This is a genomic window from Micromonospora sp. NPDC049101 (assembly GCF_040648675.1).
In the GTDB taxonomy this organism is placed as follows: domain Bacteria; phylum Actinomycetota; class Actinomycetes; order Mycobacteriales; family Micromonosporaceae; genus Micromonospora.
In genome coordinates, this window is the sequence record NZ_JBEZED010000007.1 from 173588 (window position 1) to 198172 (window position 24585).

25 protein-coding genes are annotated in these 24585 nt (G+C 71.5%); 11 read left to right on the forward strand and 14 right to left on the reverse strand.

The features are described from left to right. Positions 1-52 precede the first annotated feature (52 nt). The gene (locus AB0B57_RS12210) at positions 53-559 is read left to right on the forward strand and encodes a DUF402 domain-containing protein (protein ID WP_357068192.1); all 507 of its coding nucleotides are present in this window, start codon (positions 53-55) and stop codon (positions 557-559) included. Between the two features lie 19 nt (positions 560-578). On the opposite strand, the gene sigJ is transcribed toward AB0B57_RS12210, so the two are convergent. Further along, a complete protein-coding gene (gene sigJ / locus AB0B57_RS12215) occupies positions 579-1544 on the reverse strand; it encodes an RNA polymerase sigma factor SigJ (RefSeq protein WP_357068194.1) in 966 nt (321 codons plus the stop codon). A gap of 259 nt (positions 1545-1803) precedes the next feature. Between sigJ and AB0B57_RS12220 the strand changes: the two genes are divergently transcribed. The 3 genes from AB0B57_RS12220 (at position 1804) to AB0B57_RS12230 (ending at position 4518) form a co-directional block, all read left to right on the forward strand. Continuing rightward, the gene (locus tag AB0B57_RS12220; protein ID WP_357068196.1) at positions 1804-2745 is read left to right on the forward strand and encodes a PPK2 family polyphosphate kinase; all 942 of its coding nucleotides are present in this window, start codon (positions 1804-1806) and stop codon (positions 2743-2745) included. A gap of 128 nt (positions 2746-2873) precedes the next feature. Continuing rightward, a complete protein-coding gene (locus AB0B57_RS12225) occupies positions 2874-3500 on the forward strand; it encodes a DUF47 family protein (protein WP_053655020.1) in 627 nt (208 codons plus the stop codon). 4 nt (positions 3501-3504) lie between these two features. Next, a complete protein-coding gene (locus AB0B57_RS12230; protein WP_357068198.1) occupies positions 3505-4518 on the forward strand; it encodes an inorganic phosphate transporter in 1014 nt (337 codons plus the stop codon). A gap of 53 nt (positions 4519-4571) precedes the next feature. Here the strand turns inward: AB0B57_RS12230 and AB0B57_RS12235 are convergent, their stop codons facing one another. Beyond that, positions 4572-5540 (reverse strand): Gfo/Idh/MocA family oxidoreductase, encoded by a 969-nt coding sequence (locus AB0B57_RS12235; RefSeq protein WP_357068201.1) that lies wholly within the window; start codon positions 5538-5540, stop codon positions 4572-4574. Between the two features lie 223 nt (positions 5541-5763). Between AB0B57_RS12235 and AB0B57_RS12240 the strand changes: the two genes are divergently transcribed. After that, the gene (locus tag AB0B57_RS12240) at positions 5764-6597 is read left to right on the forward strand and encodes an NUDIX hydrolase (protein WP_357068203.1); all 834 of its coding nucleotides are present in this window, start codon (positions 5764-5766) and stop codon (positions 6595-6597) included. Between the two features lie 51 nt (positions 6598-6648). On the opposite strand, the gene AB0B57_RS12245 is transcribed toward AB0B57_RS12240, so the two are convergent. From AB0B57_RS12245 to AB0B57_RS12290, 10 genes are all read right to left on the reverse strand, one after another. Next, positions 6649-8178, reverse strand: coding sequence for a tannase/feruloyl esterase family alpha/beta hydrolase (locus AB0B57_RS12245; RefSeq protein ID WP_357068205.1), 1530 nt, complete (start codon positions 8176-8178; stop codon positions 6649-6651). A gap of 74 nt (positions 8179-8252) precedes the next feature. Beyond that, entirely contained in the window at positions 8253-8933 is a 681-nt protein-coding gene (locus AB0B57_RS12250; RefSeq protein WP_357068207.1) for a response regulator transcription factor, read from the reverse strand. After that, positions 8930-10033: a histidine kinase gene (locus tag AB0B57_RS12255; RefSeq protein ID WP_357068209.1), complete on the reverse strand. Its 1104-nt coding sequence runs from the start codon at positions 10031-10033 to the stop codon at positions 8930-8932. Before AB0B57_RS12255 ends, AB0B57_RS12250 begins: the two co-directional genes overlap by 4 nt. A 113-nt stretch (positions 10034-10146) precedes the next feature. Continuing rightward, positions 10147-10923 (reverse strand): phosphate ABC transporter ATP-binding protein PstB, encoded by a 777-nt coding sequence (pstB, locus tag AB0B57_RS12260; RefSeq protein WP_357068446.1) that lies wholly within the window; start codon positions 10921-10923, stop codon positions 10147-10149. Between the two features lie 17 nt (positions 10924-10940). Beyond that, the gene (gene pstA / locus AB0B57_RS12265; RefSeq protein WP_357068211.1) at positions 10941-12029 is read right to left on the reverse strand and encodes a phosphate ABC transporter permease PstA; all 1089 of its coding nucleotides are present in this window, start codon (positions 12027-12029) and stop codon (positions 10941-10943) included. Beyond that, positions 12026-13117: a phosphate ABC transporter permease subunit PstC gene (gene pstC / locus AB0B57_RS12270; RefSeq protein ID WP_357068213.1), complete on the reverse strand. Its 1092-nt coding sequence runs from the start codon at positions 13115-13117 to the stop codon at positions 12026-12028. The genes pstA and pstC overlap by 4 nt, the downstream gene beginning before the upstream one ends. A 39-nt stretch (positions 13118-13156) precedes the next feature. Continuing rightward, positions 13157-14257, reverse strand: coding sequence for a phosphate ABC transporter substrate-binding protein PstS (gene pstS / locus AB0B57_RS12275; RefSeq protein WP_357068215.1), 1101 nt, complete (start codon positions 14255-14257; stop codon positions 13157-13159). A 290-nt stretch (positions 14258-14547) separates the two neighbouring features. Beyond that, positions 14548-15474 carry a mycothiol synthase gene (gene mshD / locus AB0B57_RS12280; RefSeq protein WP_357068218.1) on the reverse strand — a complete coding sequence of 309 codons (927 nt, stop codon included), beginning with the start codon at positions 15472-15474 and terminating at the stop codon, positions 14548-14550. Positions 15475-15564: 90 nt separating this feature from the next. Further along, positions 15565-16428, reverse strand: coding sequence for a polysaccharide deacetylase family protein (locus AB0B57_RS12285; RefSeq protein ID WP_357068220.1), 864 nt, complete (start codon positions 16426-16428; stop codon positions 15565-15567). Positions 16429-16582: 154 nt separating this feature from the next. Further along, on the reverse strand, positions 16583-17302 hold the full coding sequence (locus AB0B57_RS12290; protein ID WP_192580148.1) for a response regulator transcription factor: 720 nt from the start codon (positions 17300-17302) through the stop codon (positions 16583-16585). A 241-nt stretch (positions 17303-17543) separates the two neighbouring features. On the opposite strand from AB0B57_RS12290, the gene AB0B57_RS12295 reads away from it, so the two are divergent. The 6 genes from AB0B57_RS12295 to AB0B57_RS12320 all read left to right on the forward strand — a co-directional run bounded on the left by AB0B57_RS12295 (position 17544) and on the right by AB0B57_RS12320 (position 22092). Beyond that, entirely contained in the window at positions 17544-18602 is a 1059-nt protein-coding gene (locus tag AB0B57_RS12295) for a hypothetical protein (protein WP_357068222.1), read from the forward strand. 102 nt (positions 18603-18704) lie between these two features. Beyond that, positions 18705-19493 (forward strand): DUF2993 domain-containing protein, encoded by a 789-nt coding sequence (locus AB0B57_RS12300; protein WP_357068224.1) that lies wholly within the window; start codon positions 18705-18707, stop codon positions 19491-19493. Between the two features lie 90 nt (positions 19494-19583). After that, complete coding sequence (locus AB0B57_RS12305) at positions 19584-19661, forward strand: Ms5788A family Cys-rich leader peptide (RefSeq protein WP_310503780.1); 78 nt, start codon at positions 19584-19586, stop codon at positions 19659-19661. Between the two features lie 204 nt (positions 19662-19865). Next, positions 19866-20714: a sulfurtransferase gene (locus AB0B57_RS12310; RefSeq protein ID WP_357068226.1), complete on the forward strand. Its 849-nt coding sequence runs from the start codon at positions 19866-19868 to the stop codon at positions 20712-20714. Between the two features lie 2 nt (positions 20715-20716). Continuing rightward, positions 20717-21037: a DUF1416 domain-containing protein gene (locus AB0B57_RS12315; protein WP_357068228.1), complete on the forward strand. Its 321-nt coding sequence runs from the start codon at positions 20717-20719 to the stop codon at positions 21035-21037. 191 nt (positions 21038-21228) lie between these two features. Next, the gene (locus tag AB0B57_RS12320; protein WP_357068230.1) at positions 21229-22092 is read left to right on the forward strand and encodes a hypothetical protein; all 864 of its coding nucleotides are present in this window, start codon (positions 21229-21231) and stop codon (positions 22090-22092) included. 19 nt (positions 22093-22111) lie between these two features. Here AB0B57_RS12320 and AB0B57_RS12325 read toward each other — a convergent pair whose 3' ends face one another. Continuing rightward, positions 22112-24166, reverse strand: a complete 2055-nt coding sequence (locus AB0B57_RS12325; RefSeq protein WP_357068232.1) for a glycogen debranching N-terminal domain-containing protein — start codon at positions 24164-24166, stop codon at positions 22112-22114. Next, positions 24163-24543 (reverse strand): SCP2 sterol-binding domain-containing protein, encoded by a 381-nt coding sequence (locus tag AB0B57_RS12330; RefSeq protein WP_357068235.1) that lies wholly within the window; start codon positions 24541-24543, stop codon positions 24163-24165. The genes AB0B57_RS12325 and AB0B57_RS12330 overlap by 4 nt, the downstream gene beginning before the upstream one ends. Positions 24544-24585: the final 42 nt, after the last annotated feature.

A 24585-nucleotide genomic window follows, 5' to 3' on the forward strand; every position in this document is an offset into this window, starting at 1 on the left:
CCGGTTACGGCCGCGCTACGACGCGTGGCCAGTATCGGTTAGGGTGCGAATCATGCCGAGCGACATGGTCCGCGTGATCTACCGCAAGTACGACGGCAGCGCCCACCGCGACTACCCGGCCCGCCGGCTCACCGAGGACGACCTCGGCATCTGGCTCGGCGTCCCCCAGGGCACCGAGTCGGTCTACCATGGCCGTCCGTCGGTGGAGAAGATCCCGTTCGTCCTGCTGGTGCCACACCGCGCCTGGTGGACGGCGATGTTCAACCCGCCGCCGCGCACCAGCGAGGTCTACTGCGACATCACCACCCCGGCCCGCTGGGAGTCCGGCGACACCGTCCACCTGATCGACCTGGACCTGGACGTCGTCCGCCGGCGCGCCACCGGCCTGGTGGAGCTGCTCGACGAGGACGAGTTCGCCGAGCACCGGGCGCGCTTCGGCTACCCGGACGACGTGGTCGCCGAGGCCGAAGCGGCGGCGCAACGGCTCTTCGGGGCGCTCGGCGACGGCACCGAGCCGTTCGCCACCTCGTACCGCAAGTGGTTGGCCCTGGTGGTCTGACCCCGCACGCCCGGCCGGCTCACCAGCGCGGCGGCCAGTGGTCGTCGGCGCCGAGCGATGGCAGGTCGGCCAGTTTCTCCGGGTTGATCTGGTTGTAGATGGCGGTGATCCGACCCTGGTCCACGGCGAACACGGTGACCAGGCGGATCGGCCGACCGTCACTGTGCACGGTCTCCATCTGCAGACCGAGCACGCCGTCGACCAGCACCAGCCGGGCCCGCACCCGGCCGTCGTACCGGCCGGCCCGGCCGAACAGGCCGAGCGTGAAGCGACCCACGGCGTCCGCGCCGACGACCGGTTGGCGGGCCGAGGGGTAGTGCCCACCCGAGTCACCGACGAAGACCACGTCCGGCGCGAGCACCCGAAGCAGCTGGTCCAGCTCGCCGGACTCGGTGGCGGCGACGAACGCCTGGAGCACCCGGCGCTGTTCGGCGAGGTCGGCGGTGTGCCGGGGGACGTCCGGTGCGGTGACCGCCCGGCGTGCCCGGTGGGCGAGCTGCCGGGCGGCCACCTCGGTGGTGCCGAGCACGTCGGCGACCCGGGCGAACGGCACCGCGAACACGTCGTGCAGCACGAGCGCGACCCGCTGCTCCGGCGCGAGCCGCTCCAACACCACGAGCAGCGCCGTACCGACCTGGTCGGTGCGGACCGCCCGCTCGGCCGGGTCGGGAGCGTACCCGTTCGTCGGCGCCGCGGCGTCCAACGGGCTCACCACCGGCTCCGGCAACCACTGCCCGGGGTACGTCTCCCGGCGGACCCGCGCCGAGCGGAGCACGTCCAGGCAGATCCGGGAGCAGGTGGTGGTCAGCCACGCGGACAGTTCGCGGATCTCGGCGCCGGCACCCGGGTCGGCGAGCGCCCCGGCATAGCGCAGCCAGGTCTCCTGCACCGCGTCCTCCGCCTCGCTGCGGCTGCCCAGCATCCGGCGGGCCACCGAGAGTAGCCGCCCCCGCTCGGCCTCGAACTCCGTCGCCAGATCCCGCACGACCCACCACCTCCCCGCCGGCACCGCCCTGGCGTCCATCCTCCCGCCGACCGCACGCGCCGGCAGCCCCGCGCCCGGCGGCCGGCCGGCGCGCGGACGTGCCGGCCCGCCGCGCGACCGACGGCCGGCCGGCACGCGACCATGCCGACCCGACCGGCCCGCGCCTGGCGGGCGGCCGGTGCGGGGACCGTGCCGACCGGCGGTGGGGTGGGGCGGGCCTCGGCGGGCGGATTGCCTGCGGGTGGGCGATGATCCGTGGATGAGCGCACCCCAGCAAGGGCAGATCGTGGCACCGGACGGCGGCTCGGTACGGGAGCTGCTGCGGGTCAGCGCACCTGTGGATCTCAGCGCGGTCGATCCGCGCTCCACGCCCGGCGTGCCGAGCACGGCGGGGCGCGGCGAGCACCGTAAGGCCTGGGCGCGGGAGCAGGTGGAGTTGGTCGGCGGCGAGCTGGGCCGACAGCAGGAGATGCTCTTCGCGATGGCCAAGACCGGGTCGGAGCGGCCGCCCCGCCGGGTGCTGCTGGTGCTCCAGGCGATGGACTGCGGTGGCAAGGACGGCACGATCAAGCGGGTGGCCGGCGCGATGAACCCGCTGGGCCTGCACATCCGCTCGTTCGGGCCGCCGACCCGCCAGGAGCTGCGGCACGACTTCCTGTGGCGGATCCGGCGGGAGTTGCCGCCGCCGGGGTACGTGGGGATGTTCAACCGCTCGCACTACGAGGACGTGTTGATCGCCCGGGTCGGTTCGTTGGTGCCGGAGGCGACCTGGCGGGCCCGCTATGACGAGATCAACGCGTTCGAGCGGGAGCTGACCGAGGACCGGGTGACCGTGATCAAGGTGATGCTGCACATCTCGTACGCCGAGCAGGGCAAGCGCCTGCTGGAACGACTCACCGACCCGCACAAGCACTGGAAGTACAACCCCTCCGACGTCGACTCGCGGTCGCACTGGGACGACTACCAGGCCGCGTACGCCGAGGCTCTCCGCCGGTGTGGCACGGACGCCGCGCCCTGGTTCGTGGTGCCGGCGGACCGCAAGTGGTATCGGGACTGGGCGGTGGCCCATCTGCTGCGTGAGACGTTCGACACCCTCGACCTGGGGTATCCGGCTGCCGATTTCGACGTCGAGCACGAGCGGGAGCGGTTGGTTGCTGGGGGAGCGGGTGCGGGTGGGACTGCCGAGATGAACAGCAGATGAACGACCGATGAATGACGCCTGGCCAGGGGTGGGCCGGCGAATTCACGGTTCTGTCGTTTCCTAGCATTCACCGAGCGGGTGCCCGACGGGTGCCGCCACCCTTCCACCGACGCGACGAGGTCTGTGCTGTGAAGTTTTCCTTCCGCCCCACCGAGGGCGCCTTCTACGAGCTCTTCACCAGGGCCGCGCAGAACCTGGTCCGGGGTACCGCGCTGCTCAACGAGCTGGCCCTGCCCGGCGTGGACGTGCAGTCGGTCAGCGAGCGGCTGACCGAGGTCGAGCACGACAGTGACCAGATCACCCACGACCTGTACAAGAAGATCAACTCCACCTTCATCACGCCGTTCGACCGGGAGGACATCTACCGGCTCGGCTCGCTGCTCGACGACGTGATGGACCATCTGGAAGCGGTCGGCGACCTGCTCTACCTGTACGGGCTGACCGAGCTGCCGGCGCTGCCCCGCGAGCTGCACGAGATGGTCAACGTGCTCGACCAGCAGGCCAAGCTGACCGCCGACGCGATGCCCCGGCTGAAGTCGATGAAGGATCTCGAGGACTACTGGATCGAGTGCAACCGGCTGGAGAACGAGGGCGACCGGATCAACCGGCAGTTGCTTGTGCGCCTCTTCTCCGGTGAGTACGACGCGTTGACGGTGCTGAAGATGAAGGAGGTCGCCGACGAGTTGGAGGCCGCCTGCGACGCCTTCGAGCACGTGGCCAACACGGTCGAGACCATCGCGGTCAAGGAGTCCTGATCCGGTGACTTTCACACCCGAACTCATCGCCGTCCTGGCGGTGATCGGAGTAGCCCTGGCGTTCGACTACACCAACGGCTTCCACGACGCCGCCAACGCGATCGCGACAAGCGTCTCCACCCGCGCGTTGACCCCCCGGATCGCCCTCGGCCTCGCGGCCGTCGGCAACTTCGTCGGCGCACACTTCGGTGCCGGCGTGGCCAAGACCGTCGGCGACGGCCTGGTCACCCTGCCGACCGGGGTGAACAGCCTCGGTGTGGTCTTCGCCGGGGTGCTCGGAGCGATCGCCTGGAACCTGATCACCTGGTACTTCGGTCTGCCCTCGTCGTCCTCGCACGCGCTCTTCGGTGGGCTGGTCGGCGCGACCCTGCTGTCCACCGGCGGCATCGTGCAGTGGGGCAACATCGGCGAGAAGGTGCTGTTGCCGATGGTGCTCTCGCCGATCGTCGGCCTGACCCTCGGCTACCTGCTGATGCTGGCCATCCTCTGGCTGTTCCGCAAGGGGCAGCCGGGCAAGCTCAACCGGGGCTTCCGGTGGGCGCAGACCGTCTCCGCCGCCGCCATGTCGGTGGGCCACGGCATGCAGGACGCCGCCAAGACCATGGGCATCGTGGTCCTGGCGCTCTACACCGGTGGTTTCCAGGAGAGCAAGACGCACATCCCGGGCTGGGTGTTCTGGACGTCGGCGACGATGCTGGCGCTGGGCACGTACGCCGGTGGCTGGCGGATCATCCGCACCCTCGGTCGCAAGATCATCGACCTGGGGCCGCCGGAGGGCTTCGCCGCCGAGACGGTCGCCAGCGCGGTGCTCTACTTCAACGCGCTGGTGCTGAAGGCGCCGATCTCGACCACGCACACGATCACCTCGGCGATCATGGGCGTGGGTGCGACGAAGCGGCTCTCCGCGGTCCGCTGGAACGTCGCCGGCAACATCGTGCTCGCCTGGATCATCACGTTCCCGGCCGCCGCGCTGATCGCCTGCGTCACCTACCTGCTGGTCCGGCCGCTCTTCGGCTGACCGGCCCGGCACCTCGACGGCCCCGGTCACCGTGACCGGGGCCGTTCGTCGTCTCACTCGTACCGCACGCCGATCTGCTCCCGCACCGTGTCCAGCAGCGCCATCACCTCAAGGGTCGTGGCGTGCGGCACCAGCGGGCTCTCGGTCAGCCCGGCCGCCAGGCAGCGCTGCACCTCGATCGCCTCGTACTGGTAGCCGTTGCCGGCCTGGTCGGCGACGATCGTCTCCGGCTCCGCGCCGGCCCGGTGCAGGAGCACGGAACCCGGCCGGAAGAACGGCTCCGGCAGGTCGATCCGGCCGGTGGTGCCCGTGATCGAGGCGGTCAGCCCGCTTAACCCGACCATGCCGCAGCTCAGCGTCGCCAGCGCTCCGCTGTCGTAGCCGAACAGCATGCCGGTGTTCTCGTCCGTCCCCTCCGGGCCGAGCTGCGCCCAGGACCGGACGTGCTGCGGCACACCCAGCAGCAGGTGGGCCAGGCTGATCGGGTAGATCCCCAGGTCGAGCAGGGCACCCCCACCCAGCGCCGCGTTGCGCATCCGGTGCTCCGGCGGGAACGGCCCGGCCACCCCGAAATCGGCCCGGACGCCGGTCACCGTGCCGATCGCCCCCTCCGCGATCAGCTCGACCACCCGCAGGATGAGCGGGTTGGTCCGCATCCACATGGCCTCCATCAGGAAGACCCCGGCGGCGCGGGCGGTGTCCACCAACTCGGTGCTGGTGGCCAGGTCGAGGGTGAACGGCTTCTCCAGCAGCACCGCCCGTCCGGCGGTCAGGCAGGTCATCGCCGCCTCGTAGTGCGCGGAGTGCGGAGTCGCCACGTAGATCGCGTCGACCTCCGGGTCCGCGGCCAGCTCCACCCAGGAGCCGTACGCGCGCTTCGCGCCGTACGTGTCGGCGAAGCGGCGCGCGCTGTCGGCGGCGCGGGAACCGACCGCGACCAGTTCGGCGTCCGGCACCAGCCGGAGGTCTTCGGCGAAACGGCTGGCGATGTGGCCGGTGGCCAGGATGCCCCAACGAGTCATGCCCAAAACGCTAGCCGAGCCACCTGAGCACCCCCCGCCCCCGCCCCCGCCCGCCCCGCCCCCGCCACCCCCCACCCCCCACCCCCCGCCCCCCGCCCCCCCGACCAACCTCGTCGATCATGGAGTTATTGCCCGGCGGCACGGCGTGTCGTGGCAATAACTTCATGATCAACGAGGCTGGCGCGCTGCCGGCGGTCGCGCTGCCGGGAACTAGGCTCGCGGTATGACGATCGACAGCGACGGCTTCGCCGCCCCGGCCGCCCTGGTCGAGCACGCCCGCCGGTTCCGGGCCGAGGGCGGCACCCCGGCGACGCCGCGGGTCGCGGCCACCGTGCTGCTGTTGCGTCCGACCGACGCCGACTTCGAGGTGTACGTCATCCGCCGGGTCGCCGCCATGACCTTCGGCGGGATGTACGCCTTCCCCGGCGGCGGGGTGGACCGTTCCGACTCCGCGGCACACCTGGACTGGGCGGGCCCGCCACCGACCGAGTGGGCGGGTCGGCTCGGGGTGACGCCGGACGCCGCCCAGGCGGTGGTCTGCGCCGCCGCCCGGGAGGTCTTCGAGGAGGCCGGCGTGCTGCTCGCCGGCCCGGACCCGGCGACCGTGGTGGGCGACGTCAGCGGGGACGACTGGGAGACGGCCCGGCAGCGGTTGGAGGGGCGTGAGTTGGGCTTCGCCGAGCTGCTGGCCGACCGCCAGCTCACGCTGCGATCGGATCTGTTGCTGCCGTGGAGCCGGTGGATCACCCCGGAGTTCGAGCCGCGCCGCTTCGACACGTACTTCTTCGTGGCCCTGCTGCCGGCGGGACAGCGGACCCGCGACGTCTCCGGCGAGGCCGACCACACGCTCTGGATCCGCCCGGCGGACGCGCTGGCCCGCGCCGAGGCGGGCGAGTTGACCATGTTGCCGCCGACGCTCGTCACGCTGGCGCAGGTGGCGGCGGCCGGCGACCTGGCCGGCGTGGCCCGCGCGGCGGCCGACCGGGACGCCGCCACCCCGGTCACCCCGCGCCTGGACCTGCCCCCGGACGGCGAACCCCGCTTCGTGCTCGGCTGACCCCGGCCGGCGGTCCGCCGTGTCCCTGAGGCACGGCGGACCGGCGGTCCCTCAGTAGTGCCCGACGTACCGGTAACCGGCGTTGAGGCTGCCCGGGGCGGCGTGCGCGGGTGCCAGCGCGTCGAATGGCGCCACCGTGAGGAAGCGGACGAACTGCTGGTCCGGTTCCTCGTTGGGTGCGAAGGTGAGGACGTCGATGTCGCTCGGCGCGACGTCGCGTTCGACCCAGTCCATCAGCGGCTGGAGGAACTCCGGGATGCCGACCTCCGACGGGTGCGGGCTCGGCTCGGGCCCGAACAGGCAGTGGTAGCCGGCGGGCACCATGTACAGCCGCGTGAACGCCTCGCTGCCGCCGCGCCGCTGCACGGCCGCGTAGTAGTCGAGGGTGGTGAACGGGGGGACGGACGGGTCCGCCCAACCGTGGTAGAGGATCAACTTGCCGCCCTGTGCGCGGAACTCCGACAGGTCCGCGTCCGTCGCGTTGTAGATGGCGTCGCCCAGCACGTTCAGCCGGTCGAACGTGGCCCGGGTGAACCGCACGTCGGTCAGCTGGAAATCGGCTGGCGGGTTCTGCGGGTACGCGAGGTATTTCAGGTAGTTGAGGGCGATCCTTCCGGCGTTGCCGTCCGACGGGGAGCCGGAGCGCACCACGAACTGGTCGATCCAGCCCAGCTCCGATCCGTACGGCATGCCCCCGGGGTAGAGGCCGTTCGGCCCTCGATAGAACGCCACCACGGCCGCCACCTGGGCCGCCGTGAGGCAGTCCGGCCGGTCCGTGCCCCGCGGGCAGCGCAGCGACGACGGCTGGAACCCGCACCGCCGCGGATCCTCGATGACCGCGCCGCACTCTCGGGCAACCGCCTCGTGCAGCGCGGGAATCTTCTCCGGGCCGAGGATCTGTCGGCCCGACGCGTCCGTGTTCCGCAGGGCCACCCAGGCGTTCAGCAGCGCCAGTGGCGCCAGGTTGTGCACCGGCGCGCCGGCCAGGATGCCGTCGAAGTCGGCCGGAAACCGCTGCGCCAGCATCAGCCCCTGCCGCCCGCCGGTCGAGCAGCCGTCGAAGTACCGGTATGTCGGCCCGTGCCCGTAGTACGCGACCATCACCGCGTCCGCGACCCTCCGCAGCCGGTGCTCGGACAGCAGCCCGAACTCCAGTCGGGCCCGAGGGTCGGCGCCCCAGGTCGCCGGCTCGCTGGTCTGCGGGTCGCCGGTGTGCCCGGTGTCGTCGGCGGCCAGCACCAGCCGACCGTCCCGGGCAGCCGCGCACTGGAACCCGAAGAGCGGCAGGGTCAGGTCGGGCACCGTGCCACACAGCCCGCTACAGCCCTGCTGTACGTACTGCCCCGTCCAGCCGGAGACGGGGAGCTTGACGGTGAACCGCGTCTGCGGCCGGATCACCCCCTGCACGACGCAGAACTCCTGGCCCTCGTCGTTCGTGTCGCGTTCCGCCGAGGACACCGACACCTGCGGGATGCGCGCCCCGGTCAACCCCGCGCACCGGTCGGCGGGCGGGTCGGTGGCGGCTCCGGGCGTGACGAGCAGTGGTACGGCGGCCAGCAGTGCCAGCACTGAACGAATCATGCTTCCCTCCTCTTTGGAGGGAGATTAGGCAGGTCGGAGGGCCTGTCGGATCGGTCTCGGGACGGGACTCCCGGTCATCCCCGAGGCGGAGCGGTGCCGGGCCGGACCAGGCCGCACTCGTAGGCGAGCACGGCCGCCTGCACCCGGTCGCGGAGGCCGAGCTTGAGCAGGATCGCCGACAGATGGGTCTTCACGGTGGCCCGGCTGAGGACCAGGCGCTCCGCGATCTCGTCGTTGGAGAGCGCCCGCGCCACAAGCGTGAGCACCTCGATCTCCCGGGCACTGAGCGCGTCGAGCGTCGGCGGGGGAGTGCCGCCGGGCAGTTCGCTGGCGAACCGGTCGAGCAGCCGCCGGGTGACGGTCGGCGCGAGCAGTGCCTCACCGCGCGCCACCACCCGTACCGCCGTGGCCAGTTCGTCGGGCCGGATGTCCTTGAGCAGGAAGCCGCTGGCGCCGGCCCGCAGCGCCGCGAACACCGGCTCGTCCAGGTCGAACGTGGTCAGCATGATGATCCTCGCCGGTTGGCCGGCCGCGACCAGCCGACGGGTCGCCTCGATGCCGTCCAGCCGGGGCATCCGCACGTCCATCAGGATCACGTCCGGCCGCAGGCGCCCGGCCAGCGCGACGGCCTCCAGACCGTCGCCCGCCTCGCCGACCACCTCAAGATCCGCGCGGCTCCCGATGATCATCGCGAAGCCGGCTCGGACGAGGGCCTGGTCGTCGGCGATCAACACCCGGATGGCCGTCGTCGTCATGCCGAGCTGAGCGGCAGGTCCGCCCGTACCCGAAAGCCGCCGCCCGGCACCGGCCCGGCGTCCAGCGTTCCGCCCAGCAGCCGGGCCCGTTCCTGCATCCCCACGATGCCGCGGCGGGCGGAACGGTCGACCCGGCCGACCGGACGGGCCGGCCCGTCGTCGCGGATCTCCAGCCGCACCGACCGGGGCGAGCACCGCACCGTCACCCGGGCCAGGGTGGCCTGGCTGTGCCGCAGGGTGTTGGTCAGCGACTCCTGCACGATCCGGTACGACGAGAGGTCCACCGCTGCCGGCAACGTCGACACGGCCGGTTTCCGATCCAGCTCGACGGTCAGCCCGGTGGCCCGCAGCGACGCCGCGAGGGTGTCCAGTTGCGCCAGACCGGGCTGCGGGGTGGCCGAGTCGGGTCCGGTGTCGGCGCTCATCGTCTGCAACAACACCCGCAGTTCGGACAGGGTGGACCGGGCCGCCAGGTCGATCGAGGTGAGCGCCGCGCGGGCCAGGTCGGGCCGGCGGTCGAAGACGTCCTGCGCGGCACCGGCCTGCACCACGATCACCGACACCGTGTGGACCAGCACGTCGTGCAGCTCACGGGCGATCCGGTCGCGCTCCTGGGCGACGATGCGGCGCTCGGAGTCCTGCCGGCGCAGCGCGCGGGTCCGGCCCAGCTCGCCGAGGGCCCAGCCGAGCGCCGGGCCGGCGATCGCGAGCAGCACGTTGCGCCAGTCACCATGCGCCAGCTTCCACGGCGTACCGGCCAGCAGCAGGCCGAGCACCCACAGCGACCGCGACGGCGATCGCCTCCGCGCGTACCCGGCCAACACGGCGGCGACCTGACCGAGCCAACCGATGTCCGGACTGAGCGACTCGATGCCGACCCCGGCGAGGACGGCCGCCGCCATCGCGGCCTCCGGGTGGCGACGCAGCACCACGATGGTGCTGGCCTGCACCGCCGCCAGCACGAGGGCGGCGGCGTATCCGATGGGGCGTTGCGGGCCGTTCGGTGTGACCACGATCAGTGTCGCGAGCACGAGGAACAGGCCGACGGCGACTCGCGGTTCGGGCCGGCATCCGCGCAGGGGTCTGCCGGGTGTACGCACCCGCTGATCGTAGGCAGCGCACGATCGGCGGTCATCGGCCGCGGGAACGACGAAGCGGTCCGTCCGGAGACGGACCGCCCGCGTCGCGGAGGAGAGCGGAGGAGACCAGCGGCTCAGCCGAAGCGGCCGGTGATGTAGTCCTCGGTCTTCTTCACGCTCGGGTTGCTGAAGATCTTCTGGGTGTTGTCGTACTCGATCAGCCGACCCGGGTCGCCGGTCTTCTCGATCGAGAAGAAGGCGGTCCGGTCCGACACCCGCGCGGCCTGCTGCATGTTGTGGGTCACGATGATGATCGTGAACTTGTCCTTGAGCTGGAACATCAGGTCCTCGATCGCCAGCGTGGAGATCGGGTCCAGGGCCGAGCACGGCTCGTCCATCAGGACGACCTGCGGCTCGACCGCGATGGTCCGGGCGATGCAGAGCCGCTGCTGCTGACCGCCGGAGAGGCCCGCGCCGGGCTTGCCCAGCCGGTCCTTGACCTCGTCCCACAGGTTCGCCGAGCGCAGCGCCTTCTCGGCCGCGTCCTCCAGGATCGACTTCTTGCGGACCCCGTTGAGCTTCAGGCCCGCCACCACGTTCTCGAAGATGCTCATGGTGGGGAAGGGGTTCGGCCGCTGGAAGACCATGCCGATCGTGCGCCGGACCGCGGTGACGTCCACCTCGCGGTGGTAGATGTCCTGGTCGTCGATGGTCAGGCTGCCCTCGACCCGGGCACCCGGCAGCACCTCGTGCATCCGGTTGATCGACCGCAGGAACGTCGACTTGCCGCAACCGGACGGCCCGATCAGGGCGGTGACGGTCTTCGGCTCGACGGTCAGGTTGATGTTCTCGATCGCCTTGAACCCGCCGTAGTACGCGGTGACGTTCGAGGCGGAGACGCGCTTGGCCATGGTGGTACCTCCGGGGTTCATCGGCTGAGCCTGTTGCGACGGGCCAGCAACTTCGCCGCGATCGTCAGGATGAGCACGAGGGCGACCAGGGTGAGTGCCGCTGTCCACGCGCGGTCCGGGGCGTACTTCGACGCGTTGCCGGCCTGCTGGTAGACGTAGAGGGAGAGAGACGACTGGTTGTTCTCGAACGGGTTGAAGTTGATCGCGGCGCCACCGCCGGCGATCAGCAGCACCGGGGCGGTCTCGCCAGCCGCGCGGGCGATGGCGAGCATGACGCCGGTGACGATGCCCGGGAGTGCGGTGGGAAGCACCACCCGCAGGATGGTCTTCCACTTGGGCACACCCAGGGCGTACGCGCCCTCCCGCAGCGGTGCCGGAACGAGGCGCAGCATCTCCTCGGTGGAGCGGACGATGGTCGGCAGCATCAGCACCGCGAGGGCCAGCGCGGCGGCGAAGCCGGAGAAGCTCGGTCGGCCGTCGTTGAACCACGGCGAGACGATCAGCACCCAGAACGCCAGCACGAACAGGCCGCTGACGATCGACGGGATACCGGTCATCACGTCGACGAAGAAGCGGATCGCGAAGGCGAACTTGCCCCGGCCGTACTCGACGATGTAGATGGCGCAGAGCAGCCCGAGCGGCACGGTGATCAGGACGGCGATGCCGACCTGTTCCAGGGTGCCGATGATGGCGTGGTAGGCGCCGCCGTTCGGGTCCCGGGCGCCGATGTTGTTCATCGAGGTGAGGAAGAAGTCGGCATCCAACCGCTGGACACCCTTGCTGAGCAGCGTCCAGACCACCGAGACCAGCGGCACCACGGCCAGCACGAACGCCGAGTGGATCAGCGCGCTCCAGGTGCGGTTGCGGGCCGCTCGTCGCCCCTCGACGGCGTTGGACGCCGCGAAGAGACCGACCAGGTACAGCACCGCGCCCAGCACGATGACGAGGACGGGCCCGCCGATGCTCGCGCCGTAGACGATCGCGGCGGCGAGGACCAGCGCGGCCACGGCGATGGCCGGTGCGGCGTACGCGGGCAGCCGCCGGGCCCGCAACGTGTCCGGCTGGACCGGCGGCCGGGTGCGGTGTGAGGTGATCGTGGCGCTCATGCGGCGGACTCCGTGAACTCCCGGCGGCGGTAGATGATCGCCCGCGCGATGATGTTGACGACCAGCGTGATCGCGAACAGCACCAGACCGGACGCGATCAGAGCCCCGCGACCGGTGTCGTTCGCCTCGGCGAAGCGGTTGGCGATGTTGGCGGCGATGGTGTTGCCGCCGGACTCGAGCACGTTGAACGAGATGCTGTAGGTGGCGCCGAGGGTCAGCGCCAGCGCGATGGTCTCGCCGAGCGCCCGACCCAGTCCGAGCATCACCGCGGCGATGATGCCGGGCCGCCCGTACGGCAGGACCGCGGTGCGCAGCATCTCCCACCGGGTGGCGCCCAGCGCGAGGGCGGCCTCCTCGTTCGCGGTCGGGGTCTGCCGGAACACCTCACGGGTCAGCGAGGTGATGATCGGCAGCACCATGATCGCCAGCACCAGGGAGCCGAGCAGGATCGAGTTTCCGTACGGGCCGTCGCCGCCGAAGATCGGGATCCAACCGAAGTACTTGTTCAGCCAGCCGGAGAGATCGGTGACCGGGCCGATGAGGTAGTCGCGCCCCCAGAGGCCGAACACCACGCTCGGCACGGCGGCCAGCAGGTCGATCAGGAAGCCGAGTGCGTTGCCGAGCCGCCGGGGCGCGTAGTGGGACAGGTAGAGCGCGATGCCCATCGCCACCGGCACCGCCATGAGCAGCGCCAGTGCGGCCGTGAGCACCGTACCGAAGGCGAGCGCGCCGATGCCGAACGTGGGCGGGTCGTCGTTCGGGAACCAGCCCTCGTAGGTCCAGAAGCTGGCGGAGTTGGCCCGTAGCGCCGGAATCGCCTTGGCGATCAGGAAGACCGCGATGGCGACGATGATGACCAGGACCGTCGTGCCGGCGGCCAGGGTGAGGCCGTGGAAGGCCCGCTCGGCGCCGAAGGCGCGGGCCCGGGGCAGCGCGCCACCGCCGCCCAGGCCGGAGCCGTCAGGGGAACGGGTGCTGACTGGTGCCTCGGCCACACGCGCCGAGGCACCGGCGGGCCACTCGTGACTCTGGGTCACGCGCGTCCCGCCGGTGCCGGCGTCGGCCGAGCGGTGAGGGGTTTCACCCATCTGCTCGCTCGATTCGGTTGCTGAGGTGGTGGGTTCGGGTCAGGAGAGGTTCTTGACCGCGGTCTCGACCTTGGTGCGGACCGTCTCCGGCAGCGGGGCGTAGCCCAGCTCGGTGAGAGAGGCCTGGCCCTCGGCACTGGCGGCGTGGCCGAGCAGGCCCTTGACCAGCTTCAGCTTGTCGGCTGCGAGGCCCTTGCTGCAGACGATCTCGTACGTCGCCAGGACGATCGGGTACGCCCCGGCCTCCTTGGTGTTGTAGTCGATCGACATCTTGAGGTCGTCGCCCTGGCCCTCGATCTTGGCCCCGGCGATCGTCTTGCCGGCCGACTCGGCGGTCAGCGCGGCGAACTCGCCCGCGCCGTTGCCGACCTTGGCCATCTTCAGGCTGGCGTTCTCGGCGTACGACCACTCGACGTAGCCGATGGTGCCGTCGGTGCCCTTGATCTTGCTGGCAACACCGTCCGACTTGGCGGCACCCACGCCACCCGGGGCCTTCCAGGCCTTCGCGTTGCCCAGGGTCCAGTCCGCCTCGGCGGTCTTGGAGAGGAACTTGGTGAAGTTGTCGGTGGTGCCCGACTCGTCCGAGCGGTGCACCGCCTGGATGGCGGTCGACGGCAGCTTGGCGTCCGGGTTGTCGGCCTTGATCGCCGGGTCGTCCCACTTGGTCACCTTGCCGGCGAAGATCTTCGCCAGGGTGGCCGGCTTGACCTGGAGGTTGTCCACGCCGTTGAGGTTGTAGGCGATGGCCACCGGGCCGATCACCATCGGCAGGTTGATGGCGGCGCCGCCGGCGCACTTGGCGTCGGCCTTCGGCTGCTCCTCCGGCTTGAGCGCGGAGTCGGAGCCGGCGAAGTCCGCGGTGCCGTTGATGAACGCGGTGATGCCGGCGCCGGAGCCGGAGGGCTCGTAGTTGATCGTGACGCCCTGGCACTTCTGCTGGTACGCCTTGATCCACTCGTCCATGGCGTTCTTCTGTGCCGACGAACCCTGGGCGTTCACCGTTCCGGTGGCGCAGTCGGCCGCGGCGGCCGAGCCCGAAGCGCTGGTGCTGGGCTCGTTGTTGTCCGAGCCGCAAGCACTGAGACCGAGCGTCGCAGTAAGAGCGAGGCAGGCAAGAGTGCCGTACCGCTGGAGCTTCACCTGAGGGGTTTCCCTTCGCGTCTGACTTGGCACCCCGATGCCGGGGCCCGAGGACCGGCACTGACCGGCTGACACGAAAGTTAGAAGTGCCAGGTAGCCGGTTCGCCGGTCGCAAGTGAACGCAGGGTGAACACGTACGGCCGCCAAGATGACCGCTTGCTGAGGGTGAGTTGTCCGTTAAGTGAACTCGGGCGCACCTGTCGGAAGTATGGGCATATTTCCGGTTCAGTGTTATGCCGCCGAAGCCCGGCCGTTACCGCGCGGTGATCGGCCGGGAAGCGGGTCGACGGTCAGCCCAGGTGGTAGTTGATGTGCGCGGACCAGCGGGCGAAGCCCATCCGCTCGTAGAGCGCGACCGCCCCGGAGTTCGACTCGTCCACGTAGAGCATCACCCGGTCCAGGCCCCGACTGTCCCGCAGGTACGCCAGCCCGGCGGTGGTCAGGGCCCGGCCGAGCCCGCCACCGTGCGCGGTCGGCTCCACGCCCAGCACGTACACCTCACCGATCCGGGCCGACCCCGGGCGCTCGTGCACCTTGGTCCAGTGGAAGCCGAGCAGTCGACCTGTCGCGGTCTCCTCGGCGAGCAGGAAGCCGGCCGGGTCGAACCACGGCTCGGCGAGGCGGACGCGCAGGTCGTCCGAGGTCCACCGCCCCTGCTCGGGGTGCTCGGCGAAGGCGCGTGAGTTGAGGGTCAGCCAGGCCGTGTCGTCCGCCCCGGGGCGGAACGCGCGCAGCACCACCCCGTCGGGCAGGCGCGGCTCGCCCAGCGGGGCCGCCAGCGGCCGGCGCAACTGCCAGAGCACCCGGGCCCGGGTGAACCCGAGGTCGACGCCGAGCGCCGCGGCGGACGGGTGGTCGCCGTGCGCCCACGCCCGCAGCGGCCCGGTGGCCGAGGCGAGTACGCCCCGGGCCAGCGCGCGACCGGTGCCCCGCCGCCGGTACGCGGGGTGCACCACCAGCTCGACCCCGATCCCGCCGACCGGGTCGGTGGTGTCCAGGTGCGCGTACCCGGTGAGGGTGCCGTCGTCGGCGCGGGCGATGAGGTGCAGGGCGGGGGCGTCCGAGTCGCGGAGGCGGAGCAGGACGTGCTCGTCCAGCGGATCCGCGCCGTCGGTGTCGCCCGCGGCGCTGGCGAGGGCCAACACGTCGGCGATCTCCGCCGGTGCCAGTCGGTCGGTCCGGGTCACCTGGTCGCTGGTCGGCTCCGCGCTGCTCATCCCGTCACCGTATCCGCTGCGTCTCGCAACGCCCGGACCGTCGCCGTAAAGCGTCTCGGAACGCCCGGACCGTCGCCGTAAAGCCGCGCCTCACGTCGGGTCGGTGGGCAGTGCCTCCAGCTCGAACCGCGCGGTCAGGTCGGGCAGGATCCGGCGCAGCGCGTCCACCGTGCCCTGTCGGTTGCCGCCGGCGTCGTGCAGCAGTACCACCGAGCCCGGTGCGGCCTGGGTCAGGACGGTCGTGGTGATCTTGTTGGCGCCGGGGAGTTCCCAATCCGACGGGTCCACCGACCAGTGCAGCGGGGTCATGCCGAGTTGCCGGGCCACCGTCACCACGGGGTACGTCCAGGCGCCGCCGGGCTGGCGGTACCAGACGATCGGCGCGTTCGGCACCGCCGCCCGGATCGCCTCGTTGGTGCGCAGGAGGTCGGAGCGGATGGCGTCGGCCGATCGGGCACCCAGGCCGACGTCGTGGTGCCACGAGTGGTTGCACAGGGTGTGCCCCTCGTCGACGATCGCCTGGATCAGGTCGGGGTGGTTCTGCGCGTTCTCGCCGACCACGCAGAACGTGGCCCGCACGTCGAATTCGCGCAGCATGGCGAGGACCTGCGGGGTGTACCGCGGGTCCGGGCCGTCGTCGAACGTCAGCGCGAGCCGGCGGGAGCCGGAGGTGGCGTGCGCGCCGAACAGGTTGTCGCCGCCGGCGTCCTGCCCCGTACCGTCCTGACCGGTCTCGGCGGGGCCGGAGCTGGCACTCGGGGTGCCGCTCGGCTCGCCGCCGCCGGGCTGGTCGGCGTAGTGCGGCCCGTCGGCGTTCGTCGTGGCCCCGGTGGAGTGCCCCGGGACCTGGTCGGGGACGAGGCTGCGGCCCAGCGCGTACGCCGAGCCGAGCAGGGCCGCCACCACCACCGTCACGATCCCCGCCGCCCGCACGGTCGAGTTGCCCCGTGTCACGACTGCTGCCCGGCTGGCCGGTCAGGCCGGCCCGTCGCCCCCGTGGTCACTGCACGCACAGTCGCCCCTTTCTCCGACAAACCCGGCAGTCAGAATAGGACTACCAAGCTGCGCAAAAAGGGCATATGGGAAATTGCCCGGGGCGACTCGCGGGTCAGACGGGCAGTGGCGCGTGCTCCGCCTCGGGCAACGATCGCGACGGCGGGACGACGAACTTGTAGCCGACCTGGCGCACGGTGCCGATCATCGACTCGTACTCCGAGCCGAGCTTGGCGCGCAACCGCCGGACGTGCACGTCCACCGTGCGGGTGCCGCCGAAGTAGTCGTAGCCCCAGACCTCGCGCAGGAGCTGGTCCCGGGTGAACACCCGACCGGGGTGCTGGGCCAGGAACTTCAACAGCTCGAACTCCTTGTAGGTGAGGTCGAGCGGGCGACCCTTGAGCTTGGCCGCGTAGGTGTCCGGGTCGATGTTCAGCTCGCCGGCCCGGATCGAGCCGCCCGCGCCAGCTGTCGCGTTGCTCAGCCGGCCCACCGCCAGCCGCAGCCGGGCCTCGACCTCGGCGGGGCCGGCCGAGGCGAGGATGACGTCGTCGACGCCCCAGTCGGCGTTGAGTGCGATCAGGCCGGCTTCGGTCACCACCGCGACCAGCGGCACGCCGAGCCCGGTGGCGTGCAGCATGCGACAGGTCGCGCGGGCCTCGCTCAACTCCGATCGAGCGTCCACCAGCACCGCGTCCGGGCTGGGGCCCGCGACCAGGGTGCGAACGTCACGCGGCGCGGTGCGGACCGAGTGCGGCAACAGGTCGAGTGCCGGCAGCACAGCCGACGGTTCACCTGCGCGTGCGGTCACCAACAGCAGGATCTCCACGATCACCTCCGTCCCGGCGGCGCACGGCCGCACGCGACCAGACACACTCACGAGGGAGCGCGCTGAGAAATTGCGTGGTCCCGGCGTCGCTGACGGGCGGGTAACGGGTTGAGCGTAACCGATCGCCTCGGCCGCGCCGTCAGGCCATTTCCTGTTTGTCTACCTTGCCCCTGATCGTGGCCCAGGTTTTAACGTTGCCGAAACCCATGACCACCGCGTCGGGCGGTCGGTCTGGCACGATCGGGTCGTGTTTCCCTCCACGTCGCCCGAGGCCGGCCGCGAATCGTGGCCCGCCGGGCCCCACCCGGGTCCGGCCGCCACGCCGTCCCGCGGCCACCCGCCCGCGCCGCGTACCGGTCCGGCCACCACCGACGGCGACCGCCGCGTGCGGGGTGGGCCTCGTCGTGCCCGTCGCGCCGGTGAGCCGGCTCGCCGCTCCGAGGACGAGGTCGACGAGCCGGAGGAGGAGGTCGTACCCCCGGTCGACGTGCGCCGCCAGTTGGCGGTGACCATCGCCGGCTTCGCCGCGTTGCTCGGTGTCGGTCTGGTGCTCGGCGCGCAGACGTCTGGCCCCGGTCACCGCCTGCCGTTCGCCTTCATCATCTTCGGCGTCCAGTTGCTGTTCGTGCTCGCCTGGACCATGGCGATGCGACCGCCGGCGCTGCTGGTGGTCGCCGGGATCAGCGCCGCGGTCGCGGCGCTCGTCGACATCGCCGCGGTGCAGACCGACGTCGCCGGCCTGGCGCCGCTGGGCTACCTGGCCGCCGGTGGGTTCCTCGCCGCGGTGCTCGGCCAGTTGGTCCGCCGGGTCGACCGGGTCCGGGTCACCGACTCGCTCGGCGCCACGCTGCTCATCGTGGTCGGGGTGGTGGCCTTCGGCACCCTGATCGTGCTCAGTCGGATTCCGGCCGGCACCCAGGCGATCACCGTCTGCCTGACGGCGAGCGGTGTCGCGCTGACCGTCGCCCGGTTGACCGACGCCGTGCTGCCCTGGCCCCGGCTGGCTCCGCAGGTGCCGCGGGGCGCCGCCGGGGTGGTCGCCGGCGCGATGGTCGGCACGCTCACCAGCGCGCTGCTGGGCAGCTACCTGGTGGCTCCCTTCACGCCGACCCGGGCCGCCGTGATCGGCCTGGTCGCGGCGGTCACCGCCGTCCTCTCCGATCTCGCCGTGGGGTACGCGGAGGCGGGCCGGCTGATGGCCGGCGAGACGCCCACGATGTGGGTGGCTCGGCACATGCAGGGTCCGCTCGGCGGGTTCGCCCTCGCGGCGCCCGCCGCGTACGCCATGTGCATGCTGTTCCTCTGAGTCACGGTTGAGCCCGGAGTCGGTCGGGTACCTATGGGTGCGCCGCGCTGCGGCACCGGCACGGACGACCCGTCAGCTCGGCGGGCGGAGACAGGAGGCGGCGTGGCGCAGGACTATCCGGTGGACGAGGCGCGACCCCGACGCCGCGGCCGCAAGCTGCTCATCGGGCTGTTCGTGCTGCTCCTGCTGCTGGCCGGGTTGCTGGTGGTCGCCGACCGGGTGGCGGTCGGGGTCGCCGAGCGGATGATCGGTGAACGCGTCCAGCAGGAGGTCGCCAAGCAGGGCGCGCAGTCCACCAAGCCGGACGTGGAGGTCGCCGGAGTCCCGTTCCTCACCCAGGTGCTCGACGGCCGCTATGAGCGGATCTCGATCAAACTGCGGGACGTGCAGGCCCCGGTCGAGGGCGACACCGTGCTGTTGCCGGTGCTCAACGTGGACGCTCGCAACGTGCGGGCCGCACTGGACACCCTGCGCAGCGGCCAGGGTGACGTCGTGGCGGACACCGTCAAGGGCACGGGCACGATCAGCTACGAGAGTCTTGCCGCCCTGCTGAAGCGGCCCGGCCTCACCCTCGGCGAGCAGAACGGCAAGCTCGCCGTCACGGCCCCGGTCGACATCCTCGGTCAGAAGCTCACGGTCAGCGGCACCGCCGACGTCACGGTCGCCGACAACGGCGCGGTCGCCCTGCGTTTCAACGAGTTGGACGCCGCGGGCCTGCCGAACCTGCCGTTGGCCCGGGCCCTCGTGAGCAACTACGCCAAGAGCATCTCCATCGACGTACCCCTGCCCGACCTGCCGTTCCAGCTCGCCGTCCGGGAGGTCCGCCCGCTGCCGGAGGGGTTGGCGGTCACCGCCGACGCGAAGAACGTGCCGATCAATTCCGCCAGCTGAGCCGCGACCCGGGCCGCGCTGGCCCGGGTCGTTCCCGGATGGTGGTCGGCTCAGTGGCAGCACGGTCACCGGCTGGTAGGCTCCCTGCTCATGGGGACCCACCTCACCAAACGGCGCGCGGTCGACCTGTGCCGCGTGGCCACCTGCCTGTGTCGCCCCGTCATCTGACGGCGGGGCTGTCTCCGGCCGCCTTATGGCGGCCACCGGCACAGGGTTCTCGCACCCTCCGGTAAATCCCACCGAACGCCCGGCAGCGGCGCCGTCGCACGAACCCGTGATCCATCCTTCCGCTGGGTCCGCGCGTGGTGCGACAGTTACACCCATCGATCTCGCGCGTTGGCTCACCATCCATCCTCACCAGGGAGTGATTCGATGAGTCGCGACACCGCACTCGTTTCGGCCGAGTGGGCCGAGAAGAACCTCGACGCCCCGGGCGTCGTCTTCGTCGAGGTCGACGAGGACACCTCGGCCTACGACACCGGCCACATCGCCGGCGCCATCAAGATTGACTGGAAGACCGACCTGCAGGACCAGGTCCGCCGGGACTTCGTCAACAAGACCCAGTTCGAGGCGCTGCTCTCCGAGCGGGGCATCAGCAACGACGACACCGTCATCCTCTACGGCGGCAACAACAACTGGTTCGCCGCGTATGCGTACTGGTACTTCAAGCTCTACGGCCACCGCGACGTGAAGCTGCTCGACGGCGGTCGCAAGAAGTGGGAGCTGGATGCCCGTCCGCTGGTCACCGAGGCGGCGGCCCGCCCGGCGACGCAGTACGTCGCGCAGGAGCCGGACACCTCCATCCGGGCGTTCCGCGACGAGGTCGTCGCCGCGATCGGCACCAAGAACCTGGTCGACGTGCGCAGCCCCGACGAGTTCGCCGGCCGCCTGCTCGCCCCTGCCCACCTGCCCCAGGAACAGGCGCAGCGGGCCGGCCACATCCCCACCGCGATCAGCGTCCCGTGGTCCAAGGCGGCCAACGAGGACGGCACCTTCCGGTCCGACGACGAGCTGCGCCGGATCTACGGCGACGCGGGCCTCGACGACGGCAAGGAGACCATCGCCTACTGCCGCATCGGCGAGCGCTCCTCGCACACCTGGTTCGTGCTCCAGGAGCTGCTGGGTCACCGCAACGTCAAGAACTACGACGGCTCCTGGACCGAGTACGGCTCGCTGGTCGGCGTGCCGGTCGCGCTCGGCGACGAACCCGGGGAGGCCTGATCATGACTCTCCCCACCGCCGCTGGTTGCGCCGCACCTGACCAGGCCGCACCGCTGCCGGCCAGCCTGGACCTGGAGAAGGAAACCGTCATCACCGGCATCGTCCGCTCTGCCGAGGACGAGCCGGTGCCGGGCGCGTACGTCCGGCTGCTCGACTCGACCGGCGAGTTCACCGCCGAGGTGGTGACCTCGGCCGCCGGTCAGTTCCGGTTCTTCGCCGCGCCTGGTTCCTGGACCCTGCGCGCACTGTCCCGGCACGGCAACGGCGACACCGCCATCACCGCCGGTCGGGGCGTCAACGAGGTTGCCGTCACCGTCGTCTGACCCACCGCTCTGATCGACCGGGGCCGGTCACCCACACGGGTGACCGGCCCCGGTCGTTTCCCGCCACGTCAGTAGGCGCGCATCCTGCTCTGGTTGTCGGCGGGGGCCGAGTCCGGCGCAACCACCGAGCGGGATGTGGAACCACCGCCTCCGCTGCCGGGGCGGCGGCGCAGGCGTGACACCATGACCGGGTGAGCGGTGCTGTCCAGACGGGTTGGGCCTCTTCGGCCGGTCCCGCCGCGCCGGCACCCGCCCGGTCGTGGCGGCGTTGGCTGCTGGCCGCGACCGTGGCCTGGGCCCTGCTGTTGGCCCTGCTCACCTGGATGTCGGTCCGCCAGGATCCGCCGACCGTGCGCGAGCAGCGTTCCCTGGACCAAGCCGGTCTGGTGGTCGACCGGGCGGTCGGCGAGCTTGCCCGGGCGGCCGGTGTGGGCGGGCTGCTGGAGCTGAGCCCGCCGCGGGTCGTGTCGGGCTGCCGGGTCACCCCGTTCGCCGACGGGGCGAGGCTGCGACGCGAGGTCGGCGTGCTCGCGCCCACCGGCAGCGAGCAGGCCGTCCTGACCGGCATCGCCGATCGGCTGCCGGCGAGTTGGCGGGCCGGGGTCGGCCCCGGCCTGGACGGCCCCGAGCTGCACGCCGACGCCGGCGAGTTCGTGGCCGTCGTGGGGCGCCCGACCGTGGACGGCCGGGTGCTGTTGCTCGTCGACACCGGTTGCCGGCCGGTCGGCTCCGGCTACTGGCCAGGCCTGTCGCCTGCTGCCGGCCCGGAAGCCGCGGCCCTGACCGCCGCGCTGACGGCGCTCGGCCGGCCCGGTGACGCCCCGCCGGAGTTGGTCGTGGCGCCCTGCCCGGGCGGCGGGTTGGCCCGCACCGCGCGGTCCGCGGCCGGTCCCGGCCCGGCCGCGTCGAAGGACGCCCTCGCCCCGCTGGCCGGCAACACCCCACTGCTGGACCAACCCCCGGTGTACGCGTACCGCGCCGGCCCGGTCACGGTGTTCGCCGACCTCGCGCCGGACGCCACCCGACTGGCCGCCACCGTCGGCTGCCCGAACTGAGCGGGGCAACCCGCCCGGGTCAGCCGCCGCCCGGCTGGTCCTCCGGGTCGCGGCTGCGCCCCAACGCGTCGACCATGCCCCAGCGGCCGGGGATGTCCAGCAGCTCGACCCGACCCATCCCCGGCGGCACGGCCGGGTCGATGATCAGGTGCTCGCCCTGCGGCTCCAACCCCAGCATCACCCGCAGCAGCAGCAGCGGAGTGCCTGTCGACCAGGCCTGAGGGCTGCACGCGGTCGGGTACTCCACCGGGTAGTCGGTGAGGTCCCGGGCGTAGCCGGCGAACGCCTCCGGCAGCCGCCCCTCGAAGTACCGGGACGCGGCGAGCATCGTGTCGCAGAGCTTGCCGGCCTCCTCCCGGAAGCCGTACCGCCACAACCCCCAGGCAATGATCGAGTTGTCGAACGGCCACACCGTGCCCACGTGGTAGCCGATCGGGTTGTAGCGCCCCTGGTCCGCGGCGAGCGTCCGCACCCCCCAGCCGGAGAACAGGCGTGGCCCGAGCAGGTGCTCGACCACCTTGCCGGCACGCGACTCGTCCACGATGCCGCTCCACAGCAGGTGCCCGATGTTCGAGGTCAGCGCGTCCACCTGCCGGCCGTCGGCGTCCAGCGCGAGCGCGTAGTACTCGCGGTCGGCGATCCAGAAGTCACGGTCGAACCGCCGTTTGAGATCGGCGGCCTGCCGCTCCAGCTCGTCGGCGTACTCCGGGTCGTTCCAGAAGGTCCGGGCCAGCCGGGCCGCCCGGATCTTCGCGTCGTACGCGTACCCCTGCAACTCGCAGGTGGCCCGGGGGAAGCCGGGCAGTTGGCCGTCGGCGTACGAGATGGCGTCCCAGGAGTCCTTCCAGCACTGGTTCTGTAGGCCGGTCTCCGGGTTGCGGGTCTGATACCACAGGTAGCCGGTGCCGAGCAGGTCGCCGTAGGTGTCGATCCACTGCAACGCCGCGCGGACCTGCGGCTCCAGCCGTCGCACAAGCGTGGAGTCACCCGTCCAACGCTCGTACTCGTCGAGCAGGATGACGAACAGTGGTGTCGAGTCGGCCGACCCGTAGTACGGCGAGTGTGGCTGCTCCTCGAAGCCGGCGGTCTCCCCGTACCGCAGCTCGTGCAGGATCTTGCCGGGCTCCTCGTCCCGGAAGTCGTCCACCCGGTGCCCCTGTAGTCCGGCCAGCATCAGGATTGTCGGCGGGACCAGCTCCGGCAGGAACGGCAGCACCTGCAGTGAGGTGATGATGCTGTCCCGGCCGAACAGGGTCATGAACCAGGGCAGTCCCGCGGCGATCAGCCGCACGCCCAGGGCGATCGACTCGTAGCGCAGGGCGGCCAGGTCGTTGAGGCTGCGCCGGTACGCCCCGGCCAACGGCTCGCAGTCGCACCCGAGTTTCGGCGCCCGGTCGATCAGCTCCTGCTGCTCGGCCCGGATGGCGTCCGCGTTGCGGCTGCCCCCGTACGGCAGGGTGGCCCGGATGTCCTCGCCACGCGCCCCGTAGACGACGCTTGACACGTGCAGCCGGGTGGTCCACGTGCTGTTGCGGGCGATCCGGACCTGAAAGGTCATCCCGGTGGCGTCGACCTGCGCGGGCGCACTTGTGGTGACCACCATCTCCCGGTGGAACGCCTCCCGCCGGTAGGTCAGCCGCAGCTCGTTCTCGGCGACCGAGACGGTGGTCCGGCCCCGCTTCTGCCGAGAGTTCTTGATCTCGAACAGGTCGGCGAAGTCGGCCCCGACCTCGATGCGGATGGTGCACTCGGACTCCGCGCCGAGGTGGTTGAGCACGGTCAGCTCCTCCTCGAAGCTGCCCACGATCGCCCGGCTGCGGATCACCGACGCCTTCGCGTCCAGATAGTGCGTGGGTTCCCCGGGGGCGAGGAAGAACTTGGTGCGGTACGACTCGGTGGCGTCGACGGAGAGGGCGTGCAGCCGTTCGCCGTCCAGGGTGAGCACCCAGGTGGACAGGAATCGGGTGTCGAAGGAGAACAGCCCGGTGGGGAAGTCGTAGGACGGTTCGATGTCTCCCCGCCGGTCGCTGACCAGGAAGGTGTTGCCGTCCAGGATGCTGACGAGTTCCTTCACGCCGGCCGTCCGGCTGCGCGGCGCGCCGTTTCGCGGGGGTCGCGGGTGCCGGGCGGGTTCGGGAAGAACCGCCGGAAGGCGAGGAAGAGCACCACGTTGCCGCTGAACGTGCTCTCGTTGCGCAGCACCGCGGCGACACCCTGGGCCTCACCGGTGATCAGCCGGTCGAAGAGCGCGGCGCTGCTGTACCAGATCGCGTCGGCCGGCCCGCGCCCGCGGCTGACCTGCACCGACCCGGGCCGCATCCGGACCAGCCAGTGCTCGGTCCGGTGGTCGTCGCCGAGGTCGATCTGCAGGGTTCCGTCGGCCAGGCCGCCCAGGACGTCGGGGGCGCGCGACGGCAGTGCTTCGAAGAACCTCTCCGTCGCCTCGGTCACATCCGAATCGTAGGCAGCCGCCCGAGTTGTCGGGTCGGTATC

What these genes read in the sequence shown, in the direction of transcription:
- AB0B57_RS12240 (WP_357068203.1), top strand. Translation starts at nt 5,764, where the DNA reads ATGACGATCGACAGCGACGGCTTCGCCGCCCCGGCCGCCCTGGTCGAG.
- pstA (WP_357068211.1), bottom strand. Translation starts at nt 12,029, where the DNA reads ATGAGCGCCACGATCACCTCACACCGCACCCGGCCGCCGGTCCAGCCG.
- AB0B57_RS12220 (WP_357068196.1), top strand. Translation starts at nt 1,804, where the DNA reads ATGAGCGCACCCCAGCAAGGGCAGATCGTGGCACCGGACGGCGGCTCG.
- pstB (WP_357068446.1), bottom strand. Translation starts at nt 10,923, where the DNA reads ATGGCCAAGCGCGTCTCCGCCTCGAACGTCACCGCGTACTACGGCGGG.
- AB0B57_RS12310 (WP_357068226.1), top strand. Translation starts at nt 19,866, where the DNA reads ATGAGTCGCGACACCGCACTCGTTTCGGCCGAGTGGGCCGAGAAGAAC.
- AB0B57_RS12305 (WP_310503780.1), top strand. Translation starts at nt 19,584, where the DNA reads ATGGGGACCCACCTCACCAAACGGCGCGCGGTCGACCTGTGCCGCGTG.
- AB0B57_RS12210 (WP_357068192.1), top strand. Translation starts at nt 53, where the DNA reads ATGCCGAGCGACATGGTCCGCGTGATCTACCGCAAGTACGACGGCAGC.
- AB0B57_RS12235 (WP_357068201.1), bottom strand. Translation starts at nt 5,540, where the DNA reads ATGACTCGTTGGGGCATCCTGGCCACCGGCCACATCGCCAGCCGTTTC.
- pstC (WP_357068213.1), bottom strand. Translation starts at nt 13,117, where the DNA reads ATGGGTGAAACCCCTCACCGCTCGGCCGACGCCGGCACCGGCGGGACG.
- mshD (WP_357068218.1), bottom strand. Translation starts at nt 15,474, where the DNA reads ATGAGCAGCGCGGAGCCGACCAGCGACCAGGTGACCCGGACCGACCGA.
- AB0B57_RS12250 (WP_357068207.1), bottom strand. Translation starts at nt 8,933, where the DNA reads ATGACGACGACGGCCATCCGGGTGTTGATCGCCGACGACCAGGCCCTC.
- AB0B57_RS12245 (WP_357068205.1), bottom strand. Translation starts at nt 8,178, where the DNA reads ATGATTCGTTCAGTGCTGGCACTGCTGGCCGCCGTACCACTGCTCGTC.
- AB0B57_RS12315 (WP_357068228.1), top strand. Translation starts at nt 20,717, where the DNA reads ATGACTCTCCCCACCGCCGCTGGTTGCGCCGCACCTGACCAGGCCGCA.